This is a genomic window from Blastococcus aurantiacus (genome assembly GCF_900102425.1).
GTDB classification, from domain to species: domain Bacteria; phylum Actinomycetota; class Actinomycetes; order Mycobacteriales; family Geodermatophilaceae; genus Blastococcus; species Blastococcus aurantiacus.
On the sequence record NZ_FNBT01000001.1, the window covers coordinates 550,856 to 577,839 of the forward strand.

Here is a 26,984-nt window from a genome sequence, read left to right on the forward strand (position 1 = left end):
CACCGCGCACGGGGCGGCCGCGCGTCGCCCGGAGGGTCAGTTGCCGGCGTAGGCAGAGACGCCGAAGGTCCGGTCGCCGTCCTCGTCCTCGTGGACCAGGACGGAGTAGGCGGCGCCCTCGACGATCGCCGAGCACGAGCCCTCGTCGCACCGGACGCTCTCCACCTCCTGGCCCTGCTCCTCGATGAAGTCGGTCACCGCATCCTCGGTGTCGGCGTTCTGCTCGTCCACCGACTCCCGGTAGAAGAACAGCGTGACCAGCGCGGCCGCGACGGCGATGACGGCCACCGAGACGCTGATGACCAGGGTGGCGTTCCGCTCGAACCAGCCGGGCTCGGACTCGTTGTCGGAGTCTGGCAGCGGGTCCCCCGCCGGCGCGGAGGAGCCGCCGAAATAGGGAGCGCCTGGGTCGCCGGGCACCGTCTGGGTCACGGCGGGAGCGGCGCCGGTCGGCTGGCTGTCGTCGGTGCTCATGGGGTGCAGGCCTCACGTCGTGCGGTATCGGAGCGAGCACCTTGTCATGCGGAACCGCCGTTTGCCGCATTGCACGCCGATTGCCCAGCAGACGCACAGCGTGTCGCCCTCGCCACATGGCTCAGGCGGGCCGCCACCCCGCGGCCAGCTTGGCGAGCACCGCCTGCACGGCGGTCAGCGGGGCCAGCCCCTCGTACGCCTGGAGGCGGCGCACCTCGGCCTGCACGTCGTCCAGCCGGTGGGGCGGTGCCAGCGCGCGCAGCTGCGCCCGGGCCTCGGCGAGCTCCGCCGTGGCGCCGGTCCGCTGGAACGGGATCGCCGCGGACCTCCGGGCAACCGGCTCGATCTCCATGGGCGCGGAACCTAGAGGTCGACGCCGCGCCGGACCAGTACTCAGTGCGTCCGAAACGTGACCGTCCGTCAGACGGTCTCGACCTCGCGGGCATCGGGACGGCGGCGCATCGTCCGCACGGTCCGGGACGCCGCCTCGCGGGCCAGCCCGATGATCGGGCCGGTGTCCCACATGCGCCGTCCGGTGTCCTCCACCGACGACTCGGTGCGCGGCGCCGGGATCTCGCCGGACTCCCGCGCGGCCACGGCCGCCGCCAGCCGCGCACGGCGACGGGCCAGCACCTGCTCCTTCTGCTTGTCCACGCGCTCCTTCTCCGCGAGCACCAGCAGGTCCTGCACCGCCTGCTCGACCTCCACCCGCGCCGACTGCTGCAACTGCTCGACCTCGAGGTCGCCGTCGTCGCGCAGGTCGGAGAGCCGGTCGTAGGTGCTGCGCGGCCCGAAGTTGAGCAGCATCTTCATCAGCACCGGCAGCAGCTCCACGCAGATGAACAGCAGCGCGAGCATGTAGTGCGCGATCGCCATCGTGGCGTTGGAGTCGCTGAGCGCCGACAGCGCCTGGAGCCGGATGAGGATGCCGGTGTTGTCGGCGTTGGTCTCGTCGAAGGCCGCCTGCAGCGCCGTCTGCTGCTCGGCCAGCCGGGCGAGCTCGGCCTTGTCGGTCTCCAGGTCGGCGGTCGCCTGCTGCATGCTGCGCGAGGCGCCGGCGGTGATCGCGGCGGTCGCGGCGTCCAGCTCGTCCTTCGCGGTGTCGACGACGGCGGCGTGCGCGTCGGCCGCGGCCCGCGCCTGCAGGTATGCCTCCCCCGTGCCGGCGTCCCCGGTGCCGCAGGTGCCGTCCAGCTCGCACTGGGCCCGCGCCGACAGCTCTCGCTGGGTCGCGAGTGCGGAGTCGTACGCCGCCTGCGCGGCCGCGAGCTCGCCCTGCAACGGCGCGAGGTCCGCGGCCGAGCTGCCACCACTGGCGACGACGGCCTGCTCGGTGGCGACCTTCTCGCGCAGCTCGGGCAGGCCGGCGAAGCGCGCGTCGTCGTCCAGGTTCCGGTTGAACTCGTCCGAGGCCTCGGCCTGCAGCGCGACGACCTGCGTGTCGATCTCCTTGTGGAAGATCTGCAGCGTCAGCGGCGTGGAGATCACGATGCCCAGCACCAGGGCCAGCCCGACGCGGGGCACGGCCATGAGCAGGTTGCGCTTGAGCGAGGAGTCGTGCGCCATCCCGACCAGCAGCATGCGGTCGAGGTTCACGATCACGAAGCCCCAGCCGACGCCGAGCAGCAGCGCGAACGGCCACCAGACGCCGAGGGCCATGTGCACGGCGAACGCGGCGGACAGCACCGCGAGCCCACCGGTGGACAGCAGCACCCCGCCCAGGGCGACGAACTTCGCCCGGGCACCCGGTACCGCCTCCAGCACGTCGGGCCGGGCGCCGGACAGCACCGCCAGTCCGTCGCCCAACCGTGCACGTCGTCGTGCCATCCCGCAGCAGCCCCCTCGGGTGGCGGGATCGAGGAGCTCCGCCACCTTCCCTGCATCTATCGGCGGACTCGGCCGCCGAGCGGACCGTCCGGGCAGGTCGGGACCGTGAGCCGCGCCTCAACCGCCCCATGCCCGGGCGACCGGGGCATGCTGGGATCGACCGGGAGGGGGACCCCGAGGTGTCCGAACCGCTGCATCTGCCCAGCGCCGGGCCCGAGCCGATCCCGGCCGACGCCGCGGTCGCCGCCGTCCTGGGGTACGCCGCCGCGCGGCGGCCGCTGTACTACCGGGCGCCCAACGTCCGCACCGGCCGGTGGGCCGAGGTGCCGGCGTTCGGCTACGAGCGGTTCGACCGGCGGCCGGTTCCCGACGCTCCGCTCGGCGAGGCCGACATCCTCACCGCCGAGGGGCTGCACGGCCGCCTCGGCCGCGAGGAGTGGACGGCGATGGCCGCCGCGCTGCCCGCCGTCCAGTCACTGGCCGACGACGTCGTCGCGCAGGCCGCCGGGCGGGCGTTCTGGGAGCTGCCCGAGGACGAGTTCTCCGTCCTCGCCGAACCCGGCACCGTCGGCGCCCTGCTCCGCGAGATCGGCGAGCTGTGCGCCTCCGCCGGGGCGAGCCGCTGGCACGTCGCCGCCGCCCTGCACCACCGGCACCCCGAGCTCTTCCCGCTGCTGCACACCACCACCCGATGGGCGCTGCTCCCCCACAGCCGGGAGGGCGACAGCGGGGTGGCGGCCGTGGTGCACCGCGAACTGCTGAACTCCGCCGACGCCTTCGCGGAGCTCGAGGCCGCGGTCCGCGCCGAGGGCGTCGGTCTCACCCGGCTGCGACTGCACGACGTGCTGCTGTGGTTGTCCGCCACCCTGCGCTTCCAGCACGCTGTCGCGGCCGGGCGTGCACCGGTACTGACCGAGCGACGGACGGGACGGGCCTGACCCTCAGCGCGCCGTCCACGCCGGGTCGCGCCCGGTCTGCCCGAGCAGCCGGTCCAGCACCGGGGCGTCGTCGGGCACCGGGACGACGGGGCCGTAGAGCCCGGCCCGCGCCTCCGGGTCGTCCCCGACCGACTCGGCGAACTCCAGGCAGCGCCGCACCGACTCCTCGTCGGGCCGGTACTCCTGGCCGGTGGCGACGGCGAGGTCCCAGCCGTGCACCACGAGCTCGTCGAGCGCCACGACGGCCATGACGGGTGCGGGCATCTCCACTCCCCCGGCCTCGGCCGTGCCCTCCCACGCGTCCGGCTTCCGCCAGGCCTCGACCAGGTCGTCCAGCTGCGCCGGGAGCCGGGCGCGCCAGTCCGCGGGAAGTGCGGCGGCATCCGCCTGGGGGGCTCCGCCGGGCACCACCTTCTCCGCAGCCATCCGGAACGCCAGGGTCAGCCCGAGCACGTGGTCGAGCAGCCCGGCCACCGCGGTCGCCTCGCAGGGCGTCGGGTCGCACAGCTGCGCGTCGCGCACCCCGGCCAGCACCCGCCGGAGCTCCTCCGCCGCGGGTGCCAGGTCGAACGTCGTCGTCTCCACGCAGCTAGGACCGGGCAGCCGCCGGCTCCTCATCGGCCGCTAGTCGGAGAACGACACCTGGGGGCGGGCGCCGTCGTTCCGCCACCCGGTTCCCTGGCTCAGCCCACGCACCTTGCCGGCGCGCAGGGCCTCGACGTGCTCGTCGCACAGCCGCAGCTCGAGCGGCCTGATCGGGAGCTCGGCCACGCCCACCTGCGTGGCGCGGCGGGGGCAGTCCTGGGCGTCGCACACGGTCATGGCCCGAGTCTCCCTGCCCGGCCCCCGTCCGCGTGGCAGCGTGGCCGGTCATGAGCGACCCCTTCGACCTGCAACGGTTCGTCGATGCGCAGCGCGACACCTACGGGACCGCGCTCGCGGAGCTGCGCGCCGGTGCCAAGCGCAGCCACTGGATGTGGTTCGTCCTCCCGCAGCTCGCCGGGCTCGGACGCAGCGCGACCGCCCAGCACTTCGCGATCAGCGGCCTGGACGAGGCGCGCGCCTACCTGGCCCACCCGGTGCTCGGGCCCCGACTGCTCGAGTGCGCGCGGGCGCTGGTGGACCTGCCGGGCTCCGACGCCGTCGCCGTCCTGGGATCGATCGACGCGCAGAAGCTGCGCTCCTCGATGACGCTGTTCGCGCGCACCGACCCGGGCGAGCCGCTCTTCCGCGCCGTCCTCGACCGGTACTTCGACGGCACCGAGGACGACGCCACGACCAGCCGGCTCCCGCGCTAGCTCAGGCCCGACCCCAGAACTCGTGGGGGACGGCGCCCGGCCGGAAGCCGTGCGCCTGCACCATGGCGGCGGTCTCGACGAAGTCGTGCGCCAGGTCGTCCGGGCGGTGCGCGTCACTGCCGAAGACCACCGCCTGTCCGCCGGCCTCGTGCCACCAGGTCACCACACGGGGGCTCAGCGGCAGGCGGGTGTTGACCTCCAGTGCCCGCCCGGAGGACGCCAGGGCTCCCAGCGCGACCCGGAAGGCCTCCTCCAGCGCCGGCCACGGGACCGGCCCGGCCGCCTCCGGCCAGGAGCGCAGCGGGTAGTCGATGTGCCCCAGGACGGCGAAGTCGGCGTCGGATCCGGCCAGCGCGGTGACCTCCTCGAGGTAGGCGACCACGACGTCCACGGGGGCGCGCTGGAGGTAGCCGTCGACGACCTCGACGAAGCCGGCAGCGTCGGTGTGCCGGCCGCCGGTGGGGACGTCGTCCAGCGCGTGCACCGAGCCGATGACCCGGTCGAGGCCACCGGTGCCGGCCAGGCCGGCGGCCGCCAGCAGACCCGGCACGGCGCCGGGATGCCGGTGGGGCTCGCTCAGCTCCACCCCGGACAGGATCCGCAGGGCCGGGAACGCCCGGCGGCAGCGGTCGACCTCCTCGAGGTAGGCGGCGATCGCCAGCGGCTGGGCCAGGAACCGGCCGTGCTCGTCGACGCGGCCGGTGTAGTGCGCCGGCAGGTCCCGACCGTGCAGGGCCCAAGGCGTCAGGTCGACGTGCTCGGTGAAGGCCAGCGACCTCAGCCCGATCGCCACCGCGCGGGCACAGGTGGCGTGCATGTCGCCGCCCGCGATGGCGTCCCAGGAGAACTGGCTGTGCACGTGACCGTCCTGCGGGAGCACCACGGCGACATGGTTCCACCCGCCCCGGTCAGTGGCGGGGAACGGCGACCCAGCCCTCGGCGTCGCGCAGCGTCGTCTTCAGCACCTTGCCGCCGGCGTTGCGCGGCAGGCCGTCCTCGATGACCCGCACGAACTGCGGCACCTTGTAGTCGGCCAGCCGCTCGCGGGCGAAGGCGATGAGCGAGGGCACCAGGTCCTCCGCACCTTCCCGCGGCAGGACGACGGCGCCCACCTTCTCCCCCATCACCGGGTCCGCGACCCCGACGACGGCCACCTCGAGCACGTCCGGGTGCTCCGCCAGCACGTTCTCCACCTCGACGGAGTACACGTTCTCGCCGCCGCGGTTGATCATGTCCTTGGCGCGGTCGACGATCCGCACCATGCCGTCGGTGATCGCGGCGACGTCGCCGGTGTGCAGCCAGCCGTCGACGAAGGTCTCCGCCGTCCGCGCCGGGTCGCCCCAGTAGCCGGCCACCACGTTCGGCCCGCGCACCAGCAGCTCCCCCACCCCGCTCACGGGATCGGGCCGGTCGAGGCGCACGTCGCACACCGGCGTCGGGAAGCCGACCGACTCGGCGTGCTCCACGGCGTACTCGTGCGGCAGGAACGTGGCGAGCGCCGAGGTCTCCGACAGGCCGAAGCCGTTGCCCAGCCGCGCGTGCGGGAAGGCGGCCTGCAGCCGGCGCACCAGCTCCGGCGCCATCGGCGCCCCGCCGTAGCTCAGCGTGCGCACCGACGAGACGTCCGTCGTCGCGAAGTCCGGGTGCCGCAGGGCCAGCTCGTAGATGGTGGGCACGCTGGTGATCAGCGAGACCCGGTACTGCTCGATCGCGGCGAGGAACGCCGCCGGCGTGAACGCCGGCATCACCACCGACACCCCGCCCAGGGAGCACTGCGTCATGAACTGCGAGCAGCAGCCGGTGACGTGGAACAGCGGCACCGAGATCAGCGAGATGTGCTCCGGCCCGCGCTCCATGGTCCGGCAGCGGATGACGCTCTCCACCGACGACAGGAAGTTCTCGTGGGTGACCATCGCGCCCTTGGGGCGGCCGGTCGTGCCCGACGTGTAGAACAGCGCGGCGACGTCGCGGTGCTCCCGCTCCGGCACCTCGCCCGGCTCGCCGTCGGGCAGCGGCGTGTCGGGGAGGACGACGTAGGCGGCGCCGCAGTCGGCGAGGATGTACTCGACCTCGGGCTCGGCCAGCCGGGTGTTCATCGGGACGACGATCGCGCCGGCGAGGTGCCCGCCCCAGAACGACAGCACCCAGTCCAGGCCGTTGCCCAGGCGGATCGCGACCCGGTCCCCCGGCCGGACCCCGGCGTCGCGCAGCCCACCGGCCACCCGCAGCGCGCGCTCCCACAGCTCGGCGTACGTCGCGGACGGGCCGCCGAGCTCGACGACCGCCGTCCGCTCCGGGTGCCGCTCGACGGTGGAGCGCAGCATGTCCACGACGGTGCCCGAGACTGCCGTGTAGCGACGGATGCCGTCCGGCCCGACCTCGACGCCGCTGGTGTCGAACGGGCTCTCCCCGACCTCGCGCACGTGCTCCCCCACTCCCGGCACCCGCGTGGCGCCCGCTCCCGGCATTCTGCGCCGTCCCCTCGCCGGGCATCCACGGGGCCGACCCGCCGGGTGTGCGGCCCTCCCCTCCCATCGGGTGAATCGGAGCCCGCGGAATCCGGTACCGGTGGGTCCGTGCCGACGGCATGACGAGAGGTCCTTCGTCCTGCCCTGGAGTCGTCCGTGTCGCAATCCGTCCGTCTGCGTGGCGCCTCGCGCGTGCTGGCCACCGCCGTCGTCGCCCTCGCGGTGGTCTCCGGCGCACCGGCCACCGCCCAGGCAGCGCCCACGGCGCCGGCACCGGTGACCACCCCGACCGCCGAGCCCGCCCCGCCGGAGCCGGGCAGCGAGCCCACTCCGGCCCCGCAGCCGACTCCGGCTCCGGCTCCGGCCGAGGAGCCCGTCGAGTCCGGCGACACCGTCACCGGCACCCTCGTCCGCGTCTACGTCGACGAGATCGGGGATCACGGGAGCGGCGACCCCGGAGCGCTGGACCACGGCAACGGGGACCACGGGAGGGAGGAGACCGAGACCTGGATCGAGACGGGCGGCGGCGAGGCCGTGCGCGTGGACTCCGCCGACGTCGCCGATGTCCCGCTGCTGGCCACCGTCGAGGTCACCCTGGGCACCGAGGAGCCGGTGGAGCCGGGCACCCCCGCCGGGACGCCGCCCACGCACGAGGTGCTCGACGTCGCCGTGGTGGCCCCGGCACCCGAGCCGCCCGCCCGGCCGTCCGGTGGGGACGGGGCCGCGGCGGGAACGCCCACCAACACGCTCACCGTCGTCCTGGTCGCGCCCGCGGGGGCCACGCCGGACTCGACCACCGTTGCGCAGGTGGTCGCACACGTGACCGACCAGGTGGCGCCCTGGTGGGCGACCGAGAGCGGCGGCACGGTCCGGATCGCCGTGGCCGCCTCCCGTGACTGGGTCACCTCCACCAAGCCGTGCACCGATGCGTCCGGCCTGTGGGCCGACGCCGCCGCCGCGGCCGGCTGGAGCCCCGGTGCGGGCAAGCACCTCTTCACGTACCTCTCCACGAACACCCCCGGCTGCGGCAGCGTCGCCGGGATGGGGAGCCTGGGCGCGGCTCCGACCACGGGCGGGAGGCTCTGGGTCAAGGGCCTCAGCCCCCTGGTCTCGGAGCACGAGCTGGGTCACAACTTCGGTCTCGGCCACTCCGCCAGCACGGCGTGCGCGGGCGCGGTCGAGACCGGCACCTGCTCGACCGTGGAGTACGGCGACGTCTACGACGTCATGGGCAACTGGCACGACGGCAGCCTCAACGTCGTGCAGGCGGCACGCATCGGTCTACTGCCGGCTCCCCGTCAGCAGACCCTCGCGTCCTCCGGCACCGGCGGCGCGTACACGCTGGCCCCCAACTCCGGCAGCGCAGGCGTCCGCGGCATCAAGCTGACCGACGCGGGCGGTGCCGTCTACTGGCTCGAGTACCGCACCCCGTCCGGCGCCGACGCCTACCTGGCCGACCGCGGGCGCAACAGCGCCGCGCCGTACGGCCTGCAGCCCGGCGTGCTGCTGCACCGCACGTCCACCGGCGGAGCCACGTCGGTCCTCCTGGACCCCACGCCGTCCGCGGGCGACAGCTACGACCGCCACTTCGCGTTCCCGATCGGTACGGGCGTGAGTTTCGGCGGCGGGAACTTCACCGTCACCGTGCAGGACGTCACCGCCTCGGCAGCCACGCTGTGGATCGCCACCCGGACGACCGCCGCCGCTCCGGCCAGGACGCCGATCCAGGCCGCGTACGAGGCGTCCGGCGCGATCAACGGGCCGCTCGGCCTGGCCGTCGCCGGGCAGACCTGTGGCCTGACCGGCGGCGGCTGCTCCCAGTCCTTCGCCGGTGGCTCGATCTTCTGGTCGCCGGGCACGGGAGCACACCACGTCTCGGCCGCGGCGATCGCGACCCGGTGGACCGCCGGCGGTGGCGTCGACGGCGTCCTCGGCTACCCGACCACCGACACCCGGTGCGACTACTGGGGCACCACCTGCGAGCAGACCTTCCAGGGCGGCCGCATCGTCACGGGCTCGACCGGGACCTACGCCGTCGCCCCGCCGTTCGACGCCGCGTGGGCGGCTCGCGGGGGTGCCGACGGGGTGCTCGGCGCTCCGGCGACCGATGCGACCTGCGGCCTCAGCGGCGGTGGCTGCACCCAGAGCTTCGAGCACGGCGCCCTGTACTGGACGGCCGCGACCGGCGCGCACATGGTGTCCACCGACCCGAACGCGTGGCGGAACACGACGGCGATCACCGACCGGTGGCTGGCCGGCGACGGCCAGGGCGGTGCTCTCGGGTACCCGACCGCCGACGCCGTCTGCGGCCTCCCGTCCGGTGGCTGCAAGCAGGCGTTCGAGCGCGGGACGATCTACGACTCCTGGTACGGCACCACGGTCATGGCGCCGGGACCGATCACCGACCTCTGGCTGGCCGCAGGCGCCGAGAGCGGGCCGTTCGGCTACCCCCGCGCCGACGCCCAGTGCGACGCCGGCGGGTGCTGGCAGCGCTTCGTGGACAACCGCACGGTCACCTGGAGCCGCGCGACGGGCGCGCGCACCCTGTCCGACTGGGTGGGCGACACCTGGACGGGCTTCGCCGGTGCGTGGTCGGCGACGGGGGCGGGCGCGGGGCCGCTGGGCTACCCCGCCGGCGATGCGACGTGCGCCCCGGGTGGTGGCTGCCGCCAGGCCTTCGAGGACGGCACCCTCCTCCGTGCCCGCTACGGCGACGCCCAGGTCGTCCTGGACGACGCCATCGGCAGGTACTGGGCCGCGCGCGGGTCGGAGAACGGCGCGCTGGGTTACCCGTCGTCCGGACCGGTCTGCACCCTGCCCGGCGGCGGCTGCGTCCAGGAGTTCCAGAGCGGTCAGCGGGTCGTCTGGTCGGCGGCCGGCGGCGCGCACGCGCTGACCCCGGACGCCCACTGGGCCTGGGAGTCGACCGGCGGCGCCGCCGGCCGACTCGGCTATCCGACGGGCGACCGATTCTGCGGCCTGCGGGACCGCGGCTGCGGCCAGCACTTCCAGCGCGGCTCCGTCTACAGCAGCGACCACGGCACCCAGGCCCTGTACGGCGCCATCCGCACCGCCTGGGTGCAGCGCGGCTCCGAGCGCGGCCCGTGGGGCTACCCGGCCGACATGCCCGAGTGCGGCCTGCCCGGCGGCGGTTGCCAGCAGCGGTTCGCTTCGGGAGCCGTCGTCAGCTGGTCCGCCGCCACCGGCGCCCGCGCCGTCACCGGGCCCATCGGGTGGACCTGGGAGATGAGCGGAGGCGCACGCGGCCCGCTGGGCTACGCCGCGGGCAACGAGGTGTGCGGCCTGAAGGACCGCGGCTGCGCCCAGCACTTCACCAAGGGCTCGGTGTACTTCTCGCCGTCCACCGGCACCCACATCGTCTCCGGCACCATCCGCGACCGGTGGACCAAGCACGGCCGGGAGCGGGGCGCCCTCGGCTACCCCGTCACCGACGCCTTCTGCGGACTGCGCGACGGCGGCTGCGGCCAGCACTTCGCCAAGGGCTCCATCTACTGGTCGCCGAAGACCGGCGCCCGCGCCGTCACCGGCGCGATGGTGAGCAGTTGGGCCACCCAGGGCTGGGAACGGGGCCCCCTCGGCTACCCCACCACCGACGCCTTCTGCGGACTGCGCGACGGCGGCTGCGGCCAGCACTTCGCCAAGGGCTCCATCTACTGGTCGCCGAAGACCGGCGCCCGCGCCGTCACCGGCGCGATGGTGAGCAGTTGGGCCACCCAGGGCTGGGAACGGGGCCCCCTCGGCTACCCCACCACCGACGCCTTCTGCGGACTGCGCGACGGCGGCTGCGGCCAGCACTTCGCCAAGGGCTCGATCTACTGGTCGTCCAGGACCGGCGCCCACATCCTCTCCGGGGCCATCCGCGACCGGTGGACGGCGCAGGGCCGGGAACGCGGTGCCCTCGGCTACCCCGTCACCGACGCCTTCTGCGGACTGCGCGACCGCGGCTGCGGCCAGCACTTCGCCAAGGGCTCCATCTACTGGTCGCCGAAGACCGGAGCGCACGCGGTCACCGGCGCCGTCCGCGACCGGTGGGCCGCCCAGGGCTGGGAGCGGAGCGCCCTCGGGTACCCGACGCGGGCCGCGACGACGACCGGCCGGCAGGTGGTCCAGACCTTCCAGCGCGGGAAGGTGGTCGTGCGCTTCTGACGGGTCGGGGGGGCGGTGGTCCGTCGTCGCCCCGCACGGGTCGCAGGGTGCTCCGCGGGCGCCTGCGCGCTGCTAGTTTCCGGCCGGTGAGCGCGGCCAGCCCCGGACCCGGCGCCTTTGCCGAGGGGCTCCGCAGCCTGCGCGAGCGGCGCTCCCTCACCCAGGAGGAGCTCGCCGCCCGGGCCGGCCTCACGGGCAAGGCCGTCGGTGCGCTCGAGCGCGGGGAGCGGCGGCGCCCCTATCCGCACACCATCCGCGCCCTCGCCGACGCCCTGGACCTGGACGACGACGAGCGGGCTGCGCTGGCCGCTGCCGCCCGTCCGCCGTCCACGCCGGACGGCGAGGGGGTGCACCGGCTGCCGGCCCGGACGACGCCGCTGCTGGGCCGCGACGCCGAACGCGAGGAGATCGTCGCCCTGCTGCGCTCGGGGACCACCCGGCTGCTGACGCTGACCGGCCCCGGCGGCGTGGGCAAGACCAGCCTCGCGCTCGACGTCGCCCGCACGCTCGCCCCCGACTTCCCCGACGGCGTGGCCGTCGCCGCGCTGGCACCGGTCGGGGAGCCGGCGCTCGTGCTGCCCACGGTGGCCCGCGCCGTCGGCGCCCAGGCGCTCCCTGCTCCGCTGGTCGACGCGCTGGCCGCCTACCTGGGCAACCGGAGGCAGCTCGTCGTCCTGGACAACGTCGAGCACGTGCTCGCCTGCGCCGGCGACGTCGCCGAGCTGATCGCCCGCTGCCCCCGTCTGGTCGTCCTGGCCACGAGCCGGGCGGCACTGCGGGTCCGGGCCGAGCGGGAGCGACCGCTGACCCCGCTGGCGGTGCCCGCCGGCCCGGGCGCCGCCGCCGTCGCCGCATCACCGGCGGCCCAGGTCTTCCTCGACCGGGCCGCCGCCGTGGGCCGGCCGCTCCCCCTGGACGACGCCACGGCCGCCGCCGTCGCGGCCATCTGCCGTCGGCTCGACGGGCTCCCGCTGGCCCTCGAGCTCGCCGCCGCCCACGCCCGCTACCTCTCCCCGGCTGCGCTGCTCGACCGCCTCGACGCCTCCCTGGCCTCGCCGTCCGCCCGCGACCTGCCGCCGCGCCAGCGGACGATGCGCGCGACGCTCGACTGGAGCCACGACCTGCTGACGGCGGCGGAGCAGCGGCTGCTCCGCCGGCTGTCGGTGTTCGCCGGCGGGTTCTCCCTCGAGGCCGCCCAGCAGGTCGCCGACGACGACGTGCTGCCGGTGCTCGCGGGTCTGGTCGAGCAGTCGCTGGTGCTGCCGGAGCCGGACGCCGCGCCCCGCTACCGGGTGCTCGAGCCGATCCGCCAGTACGCCGCCGCACGCCTGCAGCAGGCCGGGGAGGCCGACGCGGTGGCCGACCGGGCCGCCGACTTCTTCGCCGGTCTGGCCGCCCGGGCACGCACCGGCCTGCGCACCGCGGAGCAGGCCGGCTGGCTCGACGCGCTCTCGCGGGACCACGACAACCTCGGCGCCGCGCTGCGCCGGCTCCTCGACCGCGGCGACCCGCGCACGGCGGCGACCCTGCTCGCCGACACGTGGCTGTACTGGGCGCTGCGCGGTCACACCGTCGAGGGCCTCGGCTGGGTGCGCGTCGTCGCCGCCGCCGGCGGCACGGGCGCGGCCCTGCACCTGGCCGGCGCCGCCCTCGGCCTGGCTGCCGGCGACCTGCCCGGCACGGCCCGCGCCGCGGAGGCGGCCGTGGCAGGCGCCCGGGCCGCCGGCGACCAGGACGTCCTCGCCGAGGCGCTGCTGTTCGCGGGCATGGCCGCGGTGTTCACCGGCGCGTTCGACACGGCGCGGAACCGGCTGGCCGAGGTCGACGCCCTGCCCCGCTCCCCCGGACGGCGGTGGGTCGACGCCCACTCGGCGATGACCCACGGTCAGCTGGCGTTCGTGGCCGGAGACCTCGCCGGCGGAACCGCGGCGCTCGCCGAGGCCGAGCGGCTCGCCCGGGAGCTGGCCAGCCCGTTCAGCCTGGCGACGGCGCTCAACGTGCAGGCCAGCGTGGCCCTCGCCGCCGACGACGACGCCACGGCGCTCGACTGCTGGGCCGAGGCGGGCGCGCTGGCCGCCGAGGTCGGCACCAGCTGGACGCTGGCCTACACGCTGCCCGGCCTGGCCATCGTCGCCGCCCGACGGGGCCTGCCGGAGCTCGCCGCCGAGCTGTTCGCCGCCGGGTCGGCCACGGCCGAGGCGGACTCGGTGGCGGTCACGTTCCCGCCGGACCTCGCCGTCGCCGCTCAGTGGCTGCACACCGTCCGCGCGGAGCTGGGAGAACGGGACTTCACCGCGGCCTGGGAACGCGGGCGGGGCCTGCGCCCCTCCGACGTCCCCAGGGTCGCCGAGCTGATCAGCGACCGGTCCGCACCCGGCTGATGTACCTCGCGTACTGCTTCGCGAACACCGTGCGCAGCAGGAACCGGACCGGCGCGGGGACGGTGCTGAGGATGTGCACCATCTCCTCGGGCGTCGCCTCCTCCGCCACGGCGCCGAACAGGATGGGCATCTCGGAGAACGTCGTCTTCTTCGCCCCGTGCTCGCCGAGCTCGTTCCACTCGGCCTGGTCGATGTGGCGGGCGGCGAGCGGCAGGATCTCCCGCTCCTCGTCGTCGAGGTGCTCGAGCAGGGCCGTCCGCAGGGCGTCGAAGCCGGCGGCGACCTCTTCCGAGACCGCCGGCCGCGCCCCGGCCTCCCAGCGGTCCAGCGCCGGACCGAGGTCCTCGAGCGCGTCGTGCACCCGCTCGTGCTGTGCCTCCATGCGATGGACCAGCTCGGCGTCGGGGGTACAGCGCTCCAGCAGCTTGGGCCAGAGCAGCTCGTCCTCGCTGGTGTGGTGGCCTTCCAGTCCGCGCAGCACCAGCCGGGCGTGCCCGGCCAGGACGCGGGCGCGGGCGGTGTCGCCGGGGGCGACCTCCCGGACGAGCTGCGGGATGAGCCGCAGCTCGCGGCGGAAGACGCGGTGGACGACCACCATGTCGTGGACGTCGGTCAGGGTCGGGTTCGAGGTCTGCGTCATGCCGTCGAGCCTGTCGGCGGGCCGTGGACCGGGACACCCACACGACCGCCACACCACCCCCACACCCGGGACGTACGGGGCGTCACCGGTGGCGGGGGTGTGAGCGGGGCCGCGACCGGGCAGGCTGGCGGGGTGAGCGACACGAGCAGGAGTGGATCCGGGTACGTCGAGCCGGAGTTCACGCGGGACGACAAGTACATCTCCGACCGGATCACGGCCGACGGGCGGGACGGCTGGCCGGTCGAGGCGGGCCGCTACCGGCTGATCGCCGCCCGCGCCTGCCCGTGGGCAAACCGCACGATCATCGTGCGGCGGCTGCTCGGCCTGGAGTCGGCGATCTCCATGGGGCTGTGCGGCCCGACCCACGACGCCCGCAGCTGGACCTTCGACCTCGACCCCGGCGGCCGCGACCCGGTGCTCGGCTACGAGCGGCTGCAGGAGGCCTACTTCGCCCGCGACCCCGAGTACCCCAAGGGCATCACGGTGCCCGCGGTCGTCGACATCCCCACCAAGGCCGTCGTCACCAACAACTTCCCGCAGATCACCCTCGACTTCGCCACCGAGTGGACCGCGCACCACCGCGACGGCGCACCCGACCTCTACCCCGAGCACCTGCGGGACGAGATGGCCGACGTCATGCAGCGCGTCTACAACGAGGTCAACAACGGGGTGTACCGCTGCGGGTTCTCCGGTTCCCAGCGCGCCTACGACAAGTCCTACGAGCGGCTGTTCACCGCGCTGGACTGGCTGGAGGAGCGGCTGACCGACCGCCGCTACCTCATGGGCGACACCATCACCGAGGCCGACGTCCGGCTGTTCACCACTCTTGCCCGCTTCGACGCCGTCTACCACGGCCACTTCAAGTGCAACCGGCAGAAGCTGACCGAGTTCCGCGCGCTGTGGGGCTACGCCCGCGACCTGTTCCAGACCCCCGGGTTCGGCGACACGACGGACTTCCCGCAGATCAAGGAGCACTACTACGTCGTCCACGCCGACATCAACCCGACGCAGATCATCCCGGCAGGCCCGGACACCTCGGTCTGGCTGACCCCGCACGGCCGCGAGGAGCTGGGCGGCTCCCCGTTCGGCGACGGCACGCCGCCCGGTCCCGTGCCGGAGGGCGAGCGCGTGCCCGAGGGCCACGGCCCCGGGGGCATCCCGCACCGCTGACCCACAGCTGAGCCACCGCTGCCAGGATGGGGCTGTGGCTCCCGGTGGTCGTCAGCCTGGTGCACCGGTCACCTCCCTGACCATCGACCGGGGACGGTCGGATCCGGAGCGGTGGCCCTACACGGTGCCGGCCGTGCGGCAGGTGTACGACCGCGGTCTCGACCTCACGCCGGGTGCCACGGTGCTGGTGGGCGCGAACGGGGCCGGCAAGTCCACGCTCGTCGAGGCGATCGCCGCCGCCTGGGCCCGGCGGATCACCGCCTTCCGCGAGGACTGGCTGCAGCGGTCGATCGCCGAGCCGGCCGCCGAGGACTCCGACCTGCACCGCTCCCTGCGGCTGACCTGCACGCGGGGCGGGCCGACCGGTGGGCTCTTCCTCCGCGCCGAACGGCTGCACGAGCAGGCCGGGCAGTTCTCCGGCCGGGGCCGCTGGAGCGAACGGATCGACGGCCCGCTGCTGGGCCGCAGCCACGGCGAGGGCTTCCTGCAGGTGCTCGCCGGCATGGCCGCCGAGCCCGGCCTCTACGTGCTGGACGAGCCGGAGTCGGCCCTGTCCTTCGACAGCAGCCTCGTGCTGCTCACGATCCTGCAGGACATGCTCGCCGCGGGCAGCCAGGTGGTGCTGGCCACGCACTCCCCCGTCCTGGCCGCGCTGCCCGGCGCCACCCTGCTGCAGCTCGACGACCGCGGGATCACCCCCGTGGCCTACGACGACAGCGACCTGGTGACGTCGTGGCGGGCGTTCCTGCGCCGACCGGAGGACTTCCTGCGCCACCTGCGGTGACCGGCGCCGCCGCAGCCCGGCGATAGGCTGGGGACCCCATCCCGTTCCCCGTTGGGCCAGACCAGGTCCTCGCAACACCCTGAGGAGCCTGCTCGTGCGGCCCGCCTTCTTCACGCTGACCGCCGGCCGCTTCGTCCCCGACGAGGACGCCCGCAGCTGGTGGACCCCCGGCATGCTGAGCGGCCCCCTGCTCGGCGGCCTGCTCGCCCGCGCGCTCGACACCGAGTTCGGCGCTCCGGAGTTCCAGTTCAGCCGGCTCACGGTCGACCTCTTCCGCAACGCTCCCTTCGAGCCGATCGAGGTCATCACCGAGGTCATCCGCGAGGGCCGCCGCATCCGCGTCACCGAAGCGAAGGTGCTCACCAGCATCGGCGTCGTCGCCCGGGCGAGCGCGGTGCAGCTGCGCCGTGGTGAGCAGCCGCCCAGCCCCGTGCCCACCCGCACGCCGTCCTGGGACGCCCCCGACCCGACAGGGATCACGGATCCCTACACCGACGTCGTCCCCGACGGGGACCACTCCCGCCGGGGCATGTGGATCCGCGCGGACCGCCCGCTGGTGGCCGGCGAGGAGCTCACCCCCTTCGTCCGCGTCGCGCTCGCCGCCGACGAGGGCAGCCCCGTGGCCCACCGGGGCGAGACCGAGCTCGAGTTCATCAACGCCGACTACACGCTCACCCTGAGCCGCGACCCGGTCGGCGAGTACATCGGCCTGTCCGCCGGCGGCCACGTCAGCGAGGACGGCGTCGCGGTGGGGCACGCCACGATGCACGACGAGAAGGGGCCGATCGGCTTCAGCATGAGCGTCGCCGTCGCCAACGTCCGGACCGTCTGATGCGGCCCGCCTACTTCACGCTGACCGACGACGGCTTCGCCCCCGGCGAGAGCGCCAAGAGCTGGTGGGTGCCCGGGATGATCCACGGCCGCCTGCTGGGTGGACTGATGGCACGCCAGCTCGAGGACACGTACGGGGAGCCGGGGTTCCAGTTCAGCCGGCTCACCGTGGACATGTTCCGCAACGCCCCCTTCGAGCCGGTGCAGGTGAGCAGCGTCGTCGTCCGGGAGGGCCGCCGCATCCGCGTCGCCGAGGCGACCGTCACCACGAGCGTCGGCGTCGTCGCCCGGGCGAGTGCGGTCCAGCTGCGCCGCGGCGAGCAGCCGCCCGGCCCCGTCCCCACCAGGACGTCGGCCTGGGACGCGCCCGACCCCGCCACCATGCGCCGCTCCGTCTCCGAGTTCGGTGACGACCCGTCCCGGCGCCGGATGTGGATCCAGGAGTTGAGCCCGCTGGTCGACGGCGAGACGCTCTCGCCCTTCGTCCGCGCGGCGCTCGCCGCCGACATGGCCAGCCCGCTGGCCCACCGCAGCCACGACGAGCTCGAGTTCATCAACGCCGACTACACGCTGGTCCTCAGCCGCGACCCGGTCGGCCAGCACATCGGCCTCGAGTCCGGCGGCCACGCCAGCGACGACGGCGTCGCGGTCGGGCACTGCACCATGCACGACGCCGAGGGCCCGATCGGCTTCAGCATGGCCGTCGCCGTCGCCAACATCCGGGCCGTCTGACCGCGCTCGCTCGACTGGCCCCGGAGGGGTGCGCTGCGTCACAGTGGGCGCGGCGGCGAGTGCCTCCCGGGCTCTCGCCGGTGTCCGAGGGGGATACGGCATGTACGCACGCTCGAGCAGCTTCCACGGTGATCCGCACCGGATCGACGACGCCGTCCACTACGTCCGCGCCAAGGCGATGCCGGCACTGATGGGCATGGACGGCTTCGTCGGCATCTCCATGCTCGCCGACCGCGGCTCCGGCCGGTCGGTCGTCACCAGCTCGTTCGAGGACCTCGCCGCCCTGCGGCGCAGCGCCTCGGAGATGCGCGGGATCCGCGCCCGGATCGCCGACGTCCTGCAGAGCCCAGCGGCTCTCCACGAGTGGCAGATCGCCCTCCTGCACCGCGAGCGGAGCGCGCCCGAGGGCGCCCGTGCCCACGTCACCTGGTGCCGCACCGAGCCGTCCCGCCTGGACCCCATGCTGGAGGCCTACGCCGAGAGCATCGTGCCGCGCCTGGCCGACCTGCCCGGTTTCTGCAGCGTCAGCGTCATGGCCGATCCCCTGGAGGGCCGCAGCGCGACCGCGGTCACCTTCACCGACGACGCATCCCTGGACGCAGCGATGCAGCAATTGGCCCCGCTGCTCGAGGAGCTGGGCCGGCAGCACCGCGGCGAGGTCACCGACGAGGCGACGTTCGACCTCGTCCTCGCCCACCTCCGCGTGCCCGAGACGGTGTGAGCGCCGACCAGCCGCGGACCCCGGAGCAGGACGCATCCGCGCCGGAGCCCGCACCCACCACCGACGAGCCGGGCCGGCCCGGCCGCCCGGCCGACGACGAGAGCGCCCGCAAGCCCGAGGGAGCCACGGCGACCGCCGTCGAGGAGGCGCCTGCCGCGCCGAAGCGGTCGCGGTTCGTGCCGACCGGCGGGCACCCGCTGGGCCGGCACCGCGCCGGCGGGCCGCTGCTGCTGGCCTCCGGGCTGCTGACCGGGCTCTTCCTCGCACCCGTCCTGCTCGACCAGCTGGACTACGACATCCCCCGCCGGGCCGCCCGGGCCGCCCGCAGCGCCGCCACCGCCTGGCCCGGCAACGGCGAGCCGTGGTTCTGGCCGTCGTGGGTGGCACTCCTCGCCGGTGCCGTCGCTGTGGTGCTGGTCGTGGTGGCCCTCGCCGGTGTCCGGCTCCCCGACGTCGTCGTCGGTGGCCTCGGCCTGGTCCTGGCGGTCACCACCGCCCGCGCGGCGTGGGCCACCCTCGAGGTCGTCAACGGCCGGCTCTGGGACCTGATCCCGGTGTGCCTGATCTGCCTGCTCGCCTTCGGGCTCGCCGTCGCCGGTACCGCCCAGTCCCGGGCTCCTGACGGCGACGACGCGGGCTCCGGTGCCGGGGGCGCCGCGAGCGCCGCGCTCGGCGGGGCGGGGCTGGCCGTGGTGCTGCTGGTCGGCGGCGCGACCGTCGCCCACGTCCAGGCCGAGGGCCTGGGCCCCGCGGGACCGCCGCAGGACGTCGCGGGGCTGCTCAGCATCCGGGCCGCCGACGCCGCTGCGGCCGACGACCTCGCCGGTCCCTGGGTGCCGCAGCTGGACGCCGCCCAGATCGCGGACGACGCGGCGGCCACCGGCTACTCGGCCCGGCACCGCGACCGGGCCGCACTCCTCCCGGTCCTGCTCGTCCGGGGCGACGACGTGACCGCCGACGACCTCGACGACAGCTGGTGGCTCACCGTCGCCGCGCAGGGGTTCGACGACGAGGCCGGTGCCCAGCAGTGGTGCGCCGCCGCCGGCCTCGCCCCGCCCGCGTGCGTCCCGCGGCAGCTCGCCGACTGAGCGGAGTTGATCATCGCCTGCGTGCCCGCGACACCGTGCGACTCGCCGCGGGGGCCCGCACCCAGGCGATGATCAACTGAGGAAGGGGCGCGTCAGACCGCCCGGGTGAGCGCGGGCCAGAGACCGTCCGGCCCCTCCGCGAGCAGCCCCTGCGCCAGCACGCGCGACCAGACCAGCTCGCTGCCCGCCTCGTCCCGCCACGACCACAGCCGCTTGGTCAGGTGGTGCAGCTTGTGCTCCTGGGTGAACCCGATCGCGCCGTGCACCTGGTGGGCCAGACGAGCGACGACCTCGACCGCCGCCCCGGCGCGCACCTTGGCCGCCGCGGCCGCCAGCGAGAAGTTCTCGTCGCCGTGGCCCAGCGCCTGCACCGCGGCGTCGGTCAGCGCGGTCACCGCCGTCACCTCGCCGGCCATCTCCGCGAGCTCCATCTGGATGGCCTGGAACTTGGCCAGGGCACGGCCGAACTGCTGCCGCTCCCCCGCGTACTGCACCGTCCACGCCAGCACCTGCTCCAGCGCGGCGGCCAGCTGCACCGCCCGCGCCAGGGCGAAACCGGCCCGCAGCTCGCGCACCTGGGCCGCGGTCAGCGGCGCCACCAGCGCGGGCACGCCCTCGAGGGTCAGCGACCCGCGCGGCTCGCCGGCCAGGTTCACCGCGCCCGACGCCGGCAGGTCCGCCGTCGGCAGCAGCGCCAGCACCTCGCCCTCGGGCCCGGTCGCGAGCAGCGCCACGTGCGCGGCCACGCCCGCCCACGCCACGTCGGTCGCCGTCCCGGTGAGGGTCCAGGCGTCGCCGGACGGCGACGCCGCGACGCCATCGGCGATGCCGAAGGTCAGCGGCTCGTCGACCGGTGGCAGCGGCAGGCCGGCCGCGACCACCGCGGGGCCGGCCACCAGCAGCTGCTCGGCGACCGGCACGGCGCCCGCACCACTGGCCAGCGTCCGGACGATCGCCACGGCGTCGGCCAGGTCACCGCCGGAGCCACCGGCCGACTCGGGCAGACCGACCCCGGTCAGCCCGTTCTCGGCCAGCGCGCTCCACAGCCCCTCGTCCCACCGCCGCTCCGGCGTCGGGTCGAACGGCTCGTGCTTCGCCAGCAGACCGCGGACGGTCTCGATCACCAGGTCCTGATCGGTTGCCATCAGCGCTCCACTCCCTCACTCGACGCCGCGCTCGTTCCGCTCCTCGCTCGTTCCTCGCTGCGATGCTCGCTCGCTGTGGTCATCGCAGGCCCAGTCCACGTGCCACGATCCCTCGCAGGATCTCGTTGGTGCCGCCGCGCAGCGTGAAGCCGGGCTGGTGCAGCTGCGCCTCGGCCAGCGCCCGCGCCAGCGGGTCGGGCGAGTCCAGCGACGGCAGCACGTCGACCACCCGGCGGACCTCCTCGATGACGTCGGCCTCGAACGTCGTCCCCACGTCCTTGACCAGCGCCGCCGGGATGTTGGGCAGCTCGCCGCGGTCGAGGGCCGCCGCGATGCGCAGCGACATCTGCCGCAGCGCCAGCACCCGCGCCGAGAGCCGGCCGAGCGCCACCAGACCGGCCGGATCTCCCGAGGCGGCGACGCGGCGGGCGAACTCGGCCATGAGGGGGTAGGTCGAGAGGAAGCGCTCGGGTCCGGACCGCTCGAAGGCCAGCTCAGCGGTCACCTGGTGCCAGCCGTTGCCCTCCTCGCCGAGCAGCATGTCGCCGGGGACGACGACGTCCTCGAACACGACCTCGTTGAAGTGGTGCCCGCCGTCGAGGATGCGGATCGGGTTGATCGTGATGCCGGGCAGCGAGAGGTCGATCAGCAGCTGCGACATGCCCGCGTGCCGGTTCGTGGTGTCCACCGGAGAGGTGCGCACCAGGACGATCCCGTAGTGGGAGACGTGCGCGTTCGACGTCCACACCTTCGCGCCGTTGACCACGAAGTCGCCGGCCTCGTTGCGCGTGGCCTTCGTGCGGATCGAGGCGAGGTCCGACCCGGAGTCCGGCTCGCTCATCCCGATGACGAAGTAGCACTCACCGCGGGCGATGCGCGGGAGGATCTCCTGCCGCTGCTTCTCGGTGCCGTACTGCAGCAGGTTGGGGCCGGACTGACGGTCGGCGATCCAGTGCGCGGCGACCGGTGCGCCGGCGGCCAGCAGCTCCTCGGTGACGGCGTAGCGCTCCATCGCGGTGCGCTCGTGGCCGCCGTACTGCTTCGGCCAGGTCATGCCCAGCCAGCCGCGCTCTCCGAGCTTGCGGGAGAACTCCGGGTCGACGCCGGAGAGCCAGGTGTCCACGTGCGTGCTGAACGTGCCTGCGGCCAGCTCCTCGGCGAGGAAGTCCCGGACCTCGCCGCGCACGCGCTCGGCGGCCTCGGACCGCGGCGCGGGCGCCAGTGTCAACGGGTTGCTCATGCGACTCCCAGCTCCAGGTGGACTCCTGCCTCGGTTGTACAGGGTGGCCCGGACGTCCGCGCGTCTCAGAGCCGGGTCAGCACCAGCAGCGCGATGTCGTCGGCACGGTGCGCGCCGGTGAGCTCGGACAGCAGGTGGTCGCAGAGCGCGTCGGGATCCGACGTGCTGGCCGACTCGGCGGCGGCCAGCAGCAGGTCGAACCCCTCGTCGATGTCGGCCGAACGGCTCTCCACCAGCCCGTCGGTGAACAGCAGCAGGCTGGCCCCCCGCGGCAGGACGCCGTCCCACTCGAGCGCCTGCGACGGCGGCGCGCCCAGCATCCGGCTCGGCTGCACCGGCAGGAACCCGGCCCGCCCGTCGCTGAGCAGCACCGGCGGCGGATGGCCCGCCGAGGCGATGCGCAGACGGCCGGAGGCCGGCTCGAGGGAGGCGAACAACGCCGTGGCCATCCGCCGCAGGCTCAGCAGCGGCCAGCCCGCCTGCAGCCGGTCGATGACGTCACCGGGAGCGGGGCCGTCGGCGAGCAGGGCGCGGTAGACGCTGCGCAACTGGCCCATCGTCGCGGCCGCGGTGATGTCGTGGCCGACGACGTCACCCACGGCCAGCCCCACCTCCACCCCGGGCAGCCGGACGACGTCGTAGAAGTCCCCTCCCACGTCGACGCCGTAGGTCGCCGGGAGGTAGCGCACCGCGATGGCCAGACCCTCCAGCGACGGAGGCGGCGGCGGGAGCAGGTTGGCCTGCAGCGCGTGCGAGGTGCGGACGGCGAGGTCGAAGCGCTGGGCCCGGGCGACCACCAGCCCCACCTGCAAGGCGAGCTGCTCGGCCACCTCGACGTCGGCGACGGTGAACGGTCCGCGCCGGGCGTCGGCCGCGATCGTCAGCACGCCCAGCTGCCGCCCCTCCGCGATGAGCGGCACGGCGACCACGGCGGTCAGATCGAGGGCTCGCATCACCTCCAGGTGCGCGTCGTCGACCGCGACCGACCGCAGGAACTCGTCGTCGACCGTCCGGATCCACTCCGTCCGGCCGGTGCGCAGGGCCCGGACGCTGGGATGCGCGGTGGAACGACGCGGCAGGTGGTGGGTGCGCAGCTGCTCGGCCAGGTGCGCGCGCTGCGGGTCGCGGTGCCGCACCGCGGGCCGACTGAGCCCCCCGTCGGTGTCCAGATCGACGACGCAGAGATCGGCCAGCTGGGTGACGACCAGACCGGCCAGCCGGTCCACCGTCTCCGCGACGTCCGCGGCCTCGGCCAGCAGCCGGGCCGCCTCGAGCAGGAAGGACGCCCGCTCCGCCTGTCGCGCCGTCTCCTCGTGCAGGCGGGCACGCTCCAGCGCCTGCCCCGCCTGGCGGCCGATCGTCGAGAGCAAGTTGATCTCGGCCGTGGCGAGCGTCGGGGCCGAGCCCGGCTGCTCGAGGCTGATCAGGTCGTCGACGCCCTCCCCCAGGGCCAGCACCAGCACACCGAGCCGCCGGCCGTCGGCGGTCACCGGCACGATCACCAGCTCCGTCAACCGGCCCGCAGCCATGGCCGTGGACAGCGCCGGCTGCCCGCTCCGCAGCCGGTCTCCGAGGACGATCGACCGGACCCCGCGCGCCAGCTCCACGGCGAGCTGGCTGCCCGCCGCGTCCCGGAGCTCTGGCAACAGGTTGTCCGGCAGTCCGTGCGACCGCACCGGCCGCAACGCGGGCAGCGCCTCGGGGTCGTGCGCGTCGGTCTCGACCAGGACCAGCGCCGCGCCGCGCGCGTGCAGCGCCTCGCGGCTGCGCTCCACGATGACCGAGGCGACGTCCCTCACCGAGATGGCGGCAGCGAGGTCCGACACCACCATCTGCAACGTCAGCGAGCGGAGCTCGGACTCCTCGGCGTTCCGCTGGGCGGTCAGCAGCTCCCGCTCGTAGCGGCGCCGCGCGGTGGCCTCGAACAGGGTCGCCCGCATCAGCAGCGGCGCGCCTTCGTCGTCCCTGAGCTCGACCGCGTTCGCCAGGCAGGCCAGGGGCGTGCCGTCGGCCCGCACCAGGTCGAGGGCGATCTCGCGCACGGCTCCCTGCATGCGCAGCAGCGGGATCAGGTGGGTCTCGTAGTAGACCCGTCCGCCCATGCTCAGCAGGTCCTGGAAGTTCGCGCCCAGCACCTCGCCGGCCGGACGGCCGATCCAGTCGCAGAAGGTCCGGTTCACCTTCACGATCCGGCCGCCGGGCAGCGTCGAGAGGTAGCCCATGGGGGCGTTCTCGTAGAGATCGGCGGGATCGTCCTCGAGCAGGTGGTCCAGCCGGCCGTGCTCCTCGGGGCCGGACTCGCCGGAGTCCGACAGGCGAGGCACCCTCATCCCGGCAGGAAGGCCCGTATCGCCGCCGCCGTCTCCTCCGGGGCGCTCAGGTGCGGGCAGTGCCCGGTCGCCGCGAGCTGGGTGAACACGCTGCCGGCGATGTGCTCGTGCACGTAGCGGCCCACCACCTCCGGCGCGATGACGTCCTGGGTGCACTGCAGCACCAGCGTGGGCACGGCCACGCCGGGCAGGTCGGCCCGGTTGTCGGAGAGGAACGTCACGCGGGCGAAGTGCCGGGTGATGTCGGGATCGGTGCGGCAGAAGCTGTTGGTGAGTTCCGCAGCCAGCTCCGGCTGGTCGGGCGTGCCCATGATCACCGGCGCCATCTGGGCCGACCAGCCCAGGTGGTTCGCGTCGAGGGCGTCGAGCAGCCCGGCGATGTCGGTGCGGCTGAACCCGCCCACGTAGTCGCCGTCGTCGACGTACCGCGGGCTGGGCCCGATCATCACCAGCCCGCCGAAGATCTCCGGCGCCTCCTGCAGCGCGAGGACCCCGATCATCGCGCTCACCGAGTGCCCGACGAACACCACGTCGGAGAGGTCCAGCTCCCGGCAGATCTCGACGATGTCGCTGGCGTAGCCGCGCAGCGAGTTGTACTTGGTGCGGTCGTAGGCGCTCAGGTCCGAGTTGCCGGAGCCGACGTGGTCGAACAGCACGATCCGGTGGTCGGGCTCGAACTCCGGGACGACGAGGCGCCACATCTCCTGGTCGCAGCCGAACCCGTGGGCGAACATCATCGGCCGGCCCTCGGGCGATCCGCCGAGGCGCACGCAGTTCCGCTGCAGGACGTTCTCCACGCGCTGAACCCTATGGGAGGACGTCAGACCTGTCTGCGTCCCGGTGCGTTCCGGCTCCGGTGACGTGGGGTTACGTGCCGTGCGCGCACAGGCAGCCCCACCCGGCGTGCGGTACCGGCTCGACCGATCCGTTCCGGAAGTCCCTGTCGTGGGGCGACCGCACCGTCCTACCCTCGCCGCGTCGTCCTGATCCGGAGCCGACCGGACCACCGGACCGACGCCGAGCGAGGTGCGCCATGACCGCCGTGCAGGTCCGTACCGGCACCCCTGCGCTGCCCCTCCCGAGGGGAGCCGCTGACGACGTGCTCCCCGCGCCGCCCGCCCCGGGCAGCCGCGCCGGCGCCCACCAGCGGGTGCTGCACCAGGTGGTGCGCCGCGAGCTGCGCCTGCTCGCGGACCTGCTGGGCTGGGCACCCGCGGCGGAGCCCCGGCGCACGCGCACCCTGACCGGCCACGCCGATCTCGTCGGCCGGCTGCTGCTCGCGCACCACCGGCTGGAGCGCGACGCGCTGTGGCCCGCGCTGGTGGACGCCGTACCGGACGAGCACGCCGCCGCGGTGCGGGCCGCCGTGGCCGACTGGTCGGTCCGGTCCGCCCGCATCGATGCGCAGGTGCGCGACCTCGCCACCGCTGCGCGGCAGTGGGCGGTGGCGGGCACCCCCGCCGCCCGGGACGTCGTGGCGAGGGGCTGCCTCCGGCTGGCCGACGCCGTCGACGCCCACACCGCGGCCGAGGAGCGCGACCTTGTGCCGCTGCTGGACGCCTACCTGGACACCCGCCGCTGGGCCGCCGTCGCCTCGGCGGGCGCCTGCCGGCTGACCGGCCGGGAGCGGCGGCTCGTCCTCGGGCTGGCGCTCGAGGACTCGTGCGCCCACGACCGGGCCCGCCTGCTCGTGGGCCTGCCCCGGCGGCAGCGCTGGGCGTGGCGGCTGGCCGGGGCCCGCCGCTACCGCGGGGCCGTCGTGCGTCTGCGGGGTGCGCCGCCGGCGGCGTAGGCGGACGGGGTCAGTAGCGCGACGTGCCGCAGTCGGCGCACCGCTTGCGGACGGCGTTGGTCTCGGTCCGGCAGTTGTCGCAGGTCCAGGTGTCGGCGTGGGCGGAGCCGTCGGGAGCGGTGCGGCCGTCGGGAGCGGTGCGGACGTCCGGTCGCTCCAGCGTGCTGGTGGTCATGGTGGTTCTCCTCCTCTAGCGGACGCAGACGACGCTAGGCAGCCGCTGTGTCGGGAAGGTGTCCACGGAGTTGCCAATCGCCTGGGCGGCGATGAGTTGGCTCACCCGCCGTGGTCTGTCCCCCCGTGACGTCCTTCGTGCTGGTCCCCGGGGCCGGCGGCAGCGCCTCCTACTGGCACCGGCTGCTGCCCGAGCTGGAGCGCCTCGGGCACCGCGCCCTCGCCGTCGGCCTGCCCGCCGCCGATCCGTCGGCCGGACTCGCCGTCTACGCCGACGCCGTCGTCGATGCGGTGCGCACTGAGCTCGGGGACTCCCCCGAGCCCGTGGTGCTCGTGGCGCATTCGCTGGGCGGTCTGACCGCGCCGCTGGTGTGCGACCGGCTGCCGGTGCGCCTGCTGGTGCTGGTCAACGCGATGGTGCCCAGCCCGGGCGAGACCGGGGGTGCATGGTGGGCCAACACCGGTCACCGCGATCCCGGCGACACCACCGAGGCGTTCTTCCACGACGTGCCCGCCGACGTCGTCGCCGCCGTGCAGGACGAGCCGTTCGAGCAGACCGGCCGCCCCTTCGAGGACCCGTGGCCGCTGGACCGCTGGCCCGACGTGCCCACGCGGGTGCTGGCCGGCCGCGACGACCGCTTCTTCCCCCTGGAGTTCCAGCGCCGGGTGGCCGCCGACCGGCTGGGCCTCCCGGTCGACGAGGTCCCCGGCGGGCACCTGGTCGCCCTCAGCCGGCCGGTCGAGCTCGCGGAGCGGCTGGTCGCCTACCTGGCCGGCTGACCTG

Annotated in this window: 25 protein-coding genes; 12 read left to right on the forward strand and 13 right to left on the reverse strand. The window is 74.8% G+C overall.

Features of this window, described 5'->3' with window-relative positions:
• Window positions 1-36: 36 nt before the first annotated feature.
• The 3 genes from BLS70_RS02580 to BLS70_RS02590 form a co-directional block, all read right to left on the reverse strand.
• Window positions 37-474 (reverse strand): hypothetical protein, encoded by a 438-nt coding sequence (locus tag BLS70_RS02580; protein WP_091763911.1) that lies wholly within the window; start codon window positions 472-474, stop codon window positions 37-39.
• 121 nt (window positions 475-595) lie between these two features.
• Window positions 596-826 (reverse strand): hypothetical protein, encoded by a 231-nt coding sequence (locus BLS70_RS02585; protein WP_091763912.1) that lies wholly within the window; start codon window positions 824-826, stop codon window positions 596-598.
• Between the two features lie 68 nt (window positions 827-894).
• Window positions 895-2,280: a DUF4407 domain-containing protein gene (locus BLS70_RS02590; protein WP_255362184.1), complete on the reverse strand. Its 1,386-nt coding sequence runs from the start codon at window positions 2,278-2,280 to the stop codon at window positions 895-897.
• Between the two features lie 200 nt (window positions 2,281-2,480).
• On the opposite strand from BLS70_RS02590, the gene BLS70_RS02595 reads away from it, so the two are divergent.
• The gene (locus BLS70_RS02595; protein ID WP_176946249.1) at window positions 2,481-3,239 is read left to right on the forward strand and encodes a hypothetical protein; all 759 of its coding nucleotides are present in this window, start codon (window positions 2,481-2,483) and stop codon (window positions 3,237-3,239) included.
• Between the two features lie 3 nt (window positions 3,240-3,242).
• Here BLS70_RS02595 and BLS70_RS02600 read toward each other — a convergent pair whose 3' ends face one another.
• Complete coding sequence (locus BLS70_RS02600; protein WP_255362185.1) at window positions 3,243-3,824, reverse strand: TIGR03086 family metal-binding protein; 582 nt, start codon at window positions 3,822-3,824, stop codon at window positions 3,243-3,245.
• A 39-nt stretch (window positions 3,825-3,863) separates the two neighbouring features.
• On the reverse strand, window positions 3,864-4,061 hold the full coding sequence (locus BLS70_RS02605) for a hypothetical protein (protein ID WP_091763916.1): 198 nt from the start codon (window positions 4,059-4,061) through the stop codon (window positions 3,864-3,866).
• A 50-nt stretch (window positions 4,062-4,111) separates the two neighbouring features.
• Between BLS70_RS02605 and BLS70_RS02610 the strand changes: the two genes are divergently transcribed.
• Window positions 4,112-4,537 carry a DUF1810 domain-containing protein gene (locus BLS70_RS02610; protein WP_091764205.1) on the forward strand — a complete coding sequence of 142 codons (426 nt, stop codon included), beginning with the start codon at window positions 4,112-4,114 and terminating at the stop codon, window positions 4,535-4,537.
• A 1-nt stretch (window position 4,538) separates the two neighbouring features.
• Here BLS70_RS02610 and BLS70_RS02615 read toward each other — a convergent pair whose 3' ends face one another.
• A complete protein-coding gene (locus BLS70_RS02615; protein ID WP_091763917.1) occupies window positions 4,539-5,420 on the reverse strand; it encodes a PHP domain-containing protein in 882 nt (293 codons plus the stop codon).
• 25 nt (window positions 5,421-5,445) lie between these two features.
• Complete coding sequence (locus BLS70_RS02620) at window positions 5,446-7,005, reverse strand: class I adenylate-forming enzyme family protein (protein WP_091763918.1); 1,560 nt, start codon at window positions 7,003-7,005, stop codon at window positions 5,446-5,448.
• Window positions 7,006-7,161: 156 nt separating this feature from the next.
• Here BLS70_RS02620 and BLS70_RS02625 point away from each other — a divergent pair, with 156 nt between their 5' ends.
• A complete protein-coding gene (locus BLS70_RS02625; RefSeq protein ID WP_091763919.1) occupies window positions 7,162-11,172 on the forward strand; it encodes a hypothetical protein in 4,011 nt (1,336 codons plus the stop codon).
• 86 nt (window positions 11,173-11,258) lie between these two features.
• Complete coding sequence (locus BLS70_RS02630; RefSeq protein ID WP_176946250.1) at window positions 11,259-13,553, forward strand: ATP-binding protein; 2,295 nt, start codon at window positions 11,259-11,261, stop codon at window positions 13,551-13,553.
• Here BLS70_RS02630 and BLS70_RS02635 read toward each other — a convergent pair.
• The gene (locus tag BLS70_RS02635; protein ID WP_091763921.1) at window positions 13,528-14,193 is read right to left on the reverse strand and encodes a hemerythrin domain-containing protein; all 666 of its coding nucleotides are present in this window, start codon (window positions 14,191-14,193) and stop codon (window positions 13,528-13,530) included. The two genes, BLS70_RS02630 and BLS70_RS02635, sit on opposite strands and share 26 nt — an antisense overlap.
• A 132-nt stretch (window positions 14,194-14,325) precedes the next feature.
• Between BLS70_RS02635 and BLS70_RS02640 the strand changes: the two genes are divergently transcribed.
• The 6 genes from BLS70_RS02640 to BLS70_RS02665 all read left to right on the forward strand — a co-directional run bounded on the left by BLS70_RS02640 (window position 14,326) and on the right by BLS70_RS02665 (window position 19,519).
• Window positions 14,326-15,363 (forward strand): glutathione S-transferase family protein, encoded by a 1,038-nt coding sequence (locus BLS70_RS02640; protein ID WP_091764207.1) that lies wholly within the window; start codon window positions 14,326-14,328, stop codon window positions 15,361-15,363.
• A gap of 133 nt (window positions 15,364-15,496) precedes the next feature.
• On the forward strand, window positions 15,497-16,147 hold the full coding sequence (locus BLS70_RS02645) for an AAA family ATPase (RefSeq protein ID WP_218122242.1): 651 nt from the start codon (window positions 15,497-15,499) through the stop codon (window positions 16,145-16,147).
• Between the two features lie 94 nt (window positions 16,148-16,241).
• Window positions 16,242-16,979, forward strand: a complete 738-nt coding sequence (locus BLS70_RS02650; protein ID WP_218122243.1) for an acyl-CoA thioesterase domain-containing protein — start codon at window positions 16,242-16,244, stop codon at window positions 16,977-16,979.
• Window positions 16,979-17,710 (forward strand): acyl-CoA thioesterase domain-containing protein, encoded by a 732-nt coding sequence (locus tag BLS70_RS02655; protein WP_091763922.1) that lies wholly within the window; start codon window positions 16,979-16,981, stop codon window positions 17,708-17,710. The genes BLS70_RS02650 and BLS70_RS02655 overlap by 1 nt, the downstream gene beginning before the upstream one ends.
• 100 nt (window positions 17,711-17,810) lie before the next feature.
• The gene (locus BLS70_RS02660; protein ID WP_091763923.1) at window positions 17,811-18,431 is read left to right on the forward strand and encodes a hypothetical protein; all 621 of its coding nucleotides are present in this window, start codon (window positions 17,811-17,813) and stop codon (window positions 18,429-18,431) included.
• Window positions 18,428-19,519, forward strand: a complete 1,092-nt coding sequence (locus BLS70_RS02665; protein ID WP_091763924.1) for a hypothetical protein — start codon at window positions 18,428-18,430, stop codon at window positions 19,517-19,519. Before BLS70_RS02660 ends, BLS70_RS02665 begins: the two co-directional genes overlap by 4 nt.
• 92 nt (window positions 19,520-19,611) lie before the next feature.
• Here BLS70_RS02665 and BLS70_RS02670 read toward each other — a convergent pair whose 3' ends face one another.
• The 4 genes from BLS70_RS02670 to BLS70_RS02685 all read right to left on the reverse strand — a co-directional run bounded on the left by BLS70_RS02670 (window position 19,612) and on the right by BLS70_RS02685 (window position 25,031).
• Entirely contained in the window at window positions 19,612-20,664 is a 1,053-nt protein-coding gene (locus tag BLS70_RS02670; RefSeq protein WP_091763925.1) for an acyl-CoA dehydrogenase family protein, read from the reverse strand.
• A gap of 79 nt (window positions 20,665-20,743) precedes the next feature.
• Window positions 20,744-21,904 carry an acyl-CoA dehydrogenase family protein gene (locus tag BLS70_RS02675; RefSeq protein WP_091763926.1) on the reverse strand — a complete coding sequence of 387 codons (1,161 nt, stop codon included), beginning with the start codon at window positions 21,902-21,904 and terminating at the stop codon, window positions 20,744-20,746.
• A 65-nt stretch (window positions 21,905-21,969) separates the two neighbouring features.
• The gene (locus BLS70_RS02680; RefSeq protein ID WP_091763927.1) at window positions 21,970-24,234 is read right to left on the reverse strand and encodes a SpoIIE family protein phosphatase; all 2,265 of its coding nucleotides are present in this window, start codon (window positions 24,232-24,234) and stop codon (window positions 21,970-21,972) included.
• Window positions 24,231-25,031, reverse strand: a complete 801-nt coding sequence (locus tag BLS70_RS02685) for an alpha/beta fold hydrolase (RefSeq protein WP_255362186.1) — start codon at window positions 25,029-25,031, stop codon at window positions 24,231-24,233. The genes BLS70_RS02680 and BLS70_RS02685 overlap by 4 nt, the downstream gene beginning before the upstream one ends.
• A 236-nt stretch (window positions 25,032-25,267) precedes the next feature.
• Here BLS70_RS02685 and BLS70_RS02690 point away from each other — a divergent pair, with 236 nt between their 5' ends.
• On the forward strand, window positions 25,268-26,026 hold the full coding sequence (locus BLS70_RS02690; protein ID WP_091763928.1) for a hemerythrin domain-containing protein: 759 nt from the start codon (window positions 25,268-25,270) through the stop codon (window positions 26,024-26,026).
• Between the two features lie 10 nt (window positions 26,027-26,036).
• Here BLS70_RS02690 and BLS70_RS20655 read toward each other — a convergent pair whose 3' ends face one another.
• Complete coding sequence (locus tag BLS70_RS20655; protein WP_176946251.1) at window positions 26,037-26,201, reverse strand: hypothetical protein; 165 nt, start codon at window positions 26,199-26,201, stop codon at window positions 26,037-26,039.
• Between the two features lie 125 nt (window positions 26,202-26,326).
• On the opposite strand from BLS70_RS20655, the gene BLS70_RS02695 reads away from it, so the two are divergent.
• Window positions 26,327-26,980 (forward strand): alpha/beta fold hydrolase, encoded by a 654-nt coding sequence (locus tag BLS70_RS02695; RefSeq protein ID WP_091763929.1) that lies wholly within the window; start codon window positions 26,327-26,329, stop codon window positions 26,978-26,980.
• The last annotated feature ends 4 nt before the right edge of the window (window positions 26,981-26,984 follow it).

What these genes read in the sequence shown, in the direction of transcription:
- BLS70_RS02580 (WP_091763911.1), bottom strand. Translation starts at nt 474, where the DNA reads ATGAGCACCGACGACAGCCAGCCGACCGGCGCCGCTCCCGCCGTGACC.
- BLS70_RS02585 (WP_091763912.1), bottom strand. Translation starts at nt 826, where the DNA reads ATGGAGATCGAGCCGGTTGCCCGGAGGTCCGCGGCGATCCCGTTCCAG.
- BLS70_RS02605 (WP_091763916.1), bottom strand. Translation starts at nt 4,061, where the DNA reads ATGACCGTGTGCGACGCCCAGGACTGCCCCCGCCGCGCCACGCAGGTG.
- BLS70_RS02610 (WP_091764205.1), top strand. Translation starts at nt 4,112, where the DNA reads ATGAGCGACCCCTTCGACCTGCAACGGTTCGTCGATGCGCAGCGCGAC.
- BLS70_RS02620 (WP_091763918.1), bottom strand. Translation starts at nt 7,005, where the DNA reads ATGCCGGGAGCGGGCGCCACGCGGGTGCCGGGAGTGGGGGAGCACGTG.
- BLS70_RS02635 (WP_091763921.1), bottom strand. Translation starts at nt 14,193, where the DNA reads ATGACGCAGACCTCGAACCCGACCCTGACCGACGTCCACGACATGGTG.
- BLS70_RS02655 (WP_091763922.1), top strand. Translation starts at nt 16,979, where the DNA reads ATGCGGCCCGCCTACTTCACGCTGACCGACGACGGCTTCGCCCCCGGC.
- BLS70_RS02660 (WP_091763923.1), top strand. Translation starts at nt 17,811, where the DNA reads ATGTACGCACGCTCGAGCAGCTTCCACGGTGATCCGCACCGGATCGAC.
- BLS70_RS02670 (WP_091763925.1), bottom strand. Translation starts at nt 20,664, where the DNA reads ATGGCAACCGATCAGGACCTGGTGATCGAGACCGTCCGCGGTCTGCTG.
- BLS70_RS02675 (WP_091763926.1), bottom strand. Translation starts at nt 21,904, where the DNA reads ATGAGCAACCCGTTGACACTGGCGCCCGCGCCGCGGTCCGAGGCCGCC.
- BLS70_RS02680 (WP_091763927.1), bottom strand. Translation starts at nt 24,234, where the DNA reads ATGAGGGTGCCTCGCCTGTCGGACTCCGGCGAGTCCGGCCCCGAGGAG.
- BLS70_RS02690 (WP_091763928.1), top strand. Translation starts at nt 25,268, where the DNA reads ATGACCGCCGTGCAGGTCCGTACCGGCACCCCTGCGCTGCCCCTCCCG.
- BLS70_RS20655 (WP_176946251.1), bottom strand. Translation starts at nt 26,201, where the DNA reads ATGACCACCAGCACGCTGGAGCGACCGGACGTCCGCACCGCTCCCGAC.